The sequence below is a fragment of the Parasulfitobacter algicola genome, assembly GCF_013315265.1.
Lineage (GTDB): Bacteria > Pseudomonadota > Alphaproteobacteria > Rhodobacterales > Rhodobacteraceae > Parasulfitobacter > Parasulfitobacter algicola.
The window spans coordinates 1-3,847 of the sequence record NZ_JABUFE010000037.1 but is presented as its reverse complement, the minus strand read 5'-3'; the positions used below and the strand labels follow the sequence as shown (position 1 = coordinate 3,847).

Here is a 3,847-nt window from a genome sequence, read left to right as displayed (position 1 = left end):
GTCTTGCCGTGGTCAACATGACCAATCGTACCGATGTTAACATGCGGTTTATTACGCTCAAACTTTTCCTTTGCCATGATGGCCTCCTTCATTTCACATACGCATTGGATGTACCATCCATCGCGACTATTCTTGGCCGACACAGTGGCGCGCGTTTTGACCGCACTGCCCCCAAATGACCCGTTCTAATGTGCTGCAGGCCGGAACCAGCAGCACGAGTGTTAAAAGCAAGAAAATCCGTATGGACATTCTCTTTAAATCAAGCACTTAGGCGTACTTGGCCTGAATTTCTTCACTGATGTTATTCGGCACTGGATCATAGTGGTCGAATTGCATCGTAAACTGCGCACGACCCGAAGACATGGACCGCAACGTGTTGATGTAACCGAACATATTCGCCAGCGGCACGAATGCGTCGATTGCAATCGCATTACCGCGTGGTTCCTGTCCGGTGACTTGTCCCCGACGAGATGTCAGATCACCGATGATACCGCCGGTGTAATCTTCGGGTGTGATCACTTCGACCTTCATGATCGGTTCAAGCAGTTTTGCACCGGCTTTCTTCATACCTTCGCGCATACACATACGGGCAGCAATTTCAAAAGCCAGAACGGACGAGTCCACATCGTGAAATTTACCGTCGATCAGCGCCACTTTGAAGTCGATCACAGGGAAGCCCGCCAAGGGGCCACTGTCCATGACAGAATTGATGCCTTTTTCAACGCCGGGGATATATTCCTTGGGAACAGCACCACCAACAATGCGGCTTTCAAAGCTGTAACCTTCACCAGGCTCGGTCGGCGAAATAATCATTTTCACTTCGGCGAACTGACCAGACCCACCAGATTGCTTCTTGTGCGTATAGGTGTGTTCAACTTCATGGCCGATTGTTTCACGGTAAGCCACTTGCGGCGCACCGATGTTTGCCTCAACCTTGAACTCGCGCTTCAGACGATCCACCAGAATATCAAGGTGAAGTTCGCCCATACCTTTCATGATGGTCTGACCGGATTCCAGATCAGTTTCCACGCGGAAGGATGGATCTTCGGCCGCTAGACGCGCTAGACCCTGGGACATCTTTTCCTGGTCGTTCTTCGTCTTGGGTTCAACAGCGATCTCGATCACAGGATCAGGAAACGTCATCGTTTCCAGAACAACAGGATCGTTGACCGCGCACAGCGTGTCACCGGTTGTTGTATCTTTCAGACCGGCCAGCGCAATGATGTCGCCAGCGAAGGCTTCTTCGATTTCCTCACGGTTGATCGAATGCATCATCATCATACGACCGACACGCTCTTTCTTTTCTTTGGTTGAATTCAGCATGGTGTCGCCCTTGCTGAGTGTACCAGAGTAGATGCGCGTGAAGGTCAGTGAACCAACAAACGGGTCATTCATGATTTTGAACGCAAGTCCGGAAAACGCCATGTTATCATCCGCGCGGCGGGGGATATTACGGGTTTCTGTTTCGTCGCCAGGCTTAAAGCCCATATAATCAACAACATCCATCGGGCTGGGCAGATAGTCAATCACAGCATTAAGAAGCGGCTGTACGCCTTTGTTCTTAAAGGCTGATCCACACAGAACGGGGATGAAAGATAAAGACAAAGTGCCCTTGCGGATCAATTCGCGCAGCTTTTCAACAGACGGCTCTTCGCCTTCCAGATAAGCTTCCATGGCGTCGTCATCCATGTCGACAGCTGTTTCAATCAGCTTGCCGCGCCATTCTTCAGCAGTTGCTTTTAGGCTGTCGCGGATCGGGCGTTTTTCCCAGCTTGCACCAAGATCTTCACCGGCCCAGACCCATTCTTCCATGGTGACCAGATCAACAATGCCTTCCAGCTCGGTCTCAGAACCGATCGGAATTTGAATAGGCGCAGGTGTCGCACCTGTGCGATCCTTAATCATGTGAACGCAGTTAAAGAAGTCGGCACCGATCTTGTCCATCTTGTTGACAAACACAATCCGCGGAACCTTATAACGGTCAGCCTGACGCCAGACAGTTTCTGTCTGTGGCTCAACACCCGCATTCGCGTCCAGAACAGCAACGGCGCCATCCAAAACAGCCAAAGACCGCTCCACCTCAATCGTAAAGTCGACGTGGCCGGGCGTGTCGATGATGTTCATCCGATGCTTTTCAGTATCCGGCGTTTGACCATCTTCTGTGCGTTCCCAGAATGTGGTTGTCGCGGCAGAAGTGATCGTGATGCCACGTTCCTGCTCTTGCTCCATCCAGTCCATAGTTGCAGCGCCATCGTGCACTTCGCCGATGTTGTGGGACTTACCGGTATAATACAAAATACGCTCAGAGCAGGTGGTTTTACCTGCATCAATGTGCGCCATGATGCCGAAGTTACGGTATCGGTCTAAGGGATATTCACGTGCCATGGGTCTAGGTCCTGGGCTAAAATGGAATTACCAGCGATAGTGGCTGAATGCTTTGTTGGCGTCGGCCATCTTGTGTGTGTCTTCACGCTTTTTCACAGCGGATCCACGCGATTGAACAGCATCCATCAGCTCGCCTGCAAGGCGCTCTTCCATGGTGTGTTCGTTGCGTGACCGTGATGCGTTGATCAACCAGCGGATAGCCAAAGCTTCGCGGCGCTCTGGGCGGACCTCAACAGGAACCTGATATGTCGCACCACCGACGCGGCGCGAACGCACTTCGACCGTTGGTTTGATGTTGTCCAGCGCTTCGTGGAACACTTCCACTGGCGCGCGCTTGATCTTGTCTTCAACGCGATCCAACGCATTATAGACAATTCTTTCCGCGACCGACTTCTTACCATCGATCATCAGATTGTTCATGAATTTTGTCAAAACGGTATCACCAAACTTTGCGTCTGGCAGAACTTCGCGTTTTTCAGCAGCGTGACGGCGTGACATAATATTTTCCTCTTACCTGTGCGTTCAGGCCCTGGATCATATCCAGGACACCCGAAATCCCTATTTCGGGCGCTTGGCGCCGTATTTCGAACGACGTTGTTTACGATCTTTAACACCCTGGGTATCCAGAACACCGCGCAGAATGTGATAGCGAACACCGGGAAGGTCTTTGACACGACCGCCACGGATCAGAACAACCGAGTGTTCCTGCAAGTTGTGGCTTTCGCCGGGAATATAGCTGATGACCTCAAAGCCATTGGTCAGGCGCACTTTGGCAACCTTCCGCATGGCCGAGTTCGGCTTTTTCGGTGTCGTCGTGTAAACGCGCGTACAAACGCCACGCTTTTGTGGACACTCTTGCAAGTGCATCGACTTGGACCGTTTTATTTTTGGCTGCCGCGGCTTGCGGATCAGCTGTTGGATCGTTGGCATTGGGCGTCTTTCCCCGCTAAAGATAACACATGTGCGGCATGCCCCATACACGCCATTAAAGGTTCCGTAACACCTTGCGCGTCCGCAAAGCGCAAAAACCGCAATCCTTTCCCAGTCAGGAAGGGTGCGGTGGGTATCCAGAGGATCGGGGCGTGGGGGCCCGGATCGTGACCACTTCAGTTATGATTTTAAGGACAAACGACACATGCCACCTGTCCAAGTGCGCGCTCTATACGCAGAGTCGCTTATACTGTCAACAGCGCCTGCGCCTTAAATCCGTTAATATCAAGAATAGCGAACGAACGGGGCGGTATACCCAATCGATGGAACTTTCCTCTAGTCGATTCCTCTTGAGGTGGCGGTTTGCAGTAGATGCAGCGCTTTTTGGGTGCTGCTGGATTGCAGTTTTTAGGTTTGCAACGTCTGCTTCCTGCGCGATACGATCGTCGACGCTTGCCGCAGCGAAGTTCCCCTTCCCGCAGATTCTGTTCTCTAATCCGTCAATGTCTGTTTTCCAAAATTCCTGTTTGTC

4 protein-coding genes are annotated in these 3,847 nt (G+C 51.7%); all 4 read right to left on the bottom strand.

Annotated features, from left to right (window positions below; translation table 11 throughout):
* Nucleotides 1-267: 267 nt before the first annotated feature.
* Nucleotides 268-2,385, bottom strand: a complete 2,118-nt coding sequence (gene fusA / locus HRQ87_RS19890; protein ID WP_174140191.1) for an elongation factor G — start codon at nucleotides 2,383-2,385, stop codon at nucleotides 268-270.
* A gap of 27 nt (nucleotides 2,386-2,412) precedes the next feature.
* Nucleotides 2,413-2,883 (bottom strand): 30S ribosomal protein S7, encoded by a 471-nt coding sequence (rpsG, locus tag HRQ87_RS19885; protein WP_174140190.1) that lies wholly within the window; start codon nucleotides 2,881-2,883, stop codon nucleotides 2,413-2,415.
* Between the two features lie 60 nt (nucleotides 2,884-2,943).
* Nucleotides 2,944-3,315, bottom strand: a complete 372-nt coding sequence (gene rpsL / locus HRQ87_RS19880) for a 30S ribosomal protein S12 (protein ID WP_011570072.1) — start codon at nucleotides 3,313-3,315, stop codon at nucleotides 2,944-2,946.
* 253 nt (nucleotides 3,316-3,568) lie between these two features.
* A partial coding sequence (locus tag HRQ87_RS20100; RefSeq protein ID WP_217430527.1) for a hypothetical protein occupies nucleotides 3,569-3,847 on the bottom strand: 279 nt, incomplete at its 5' end.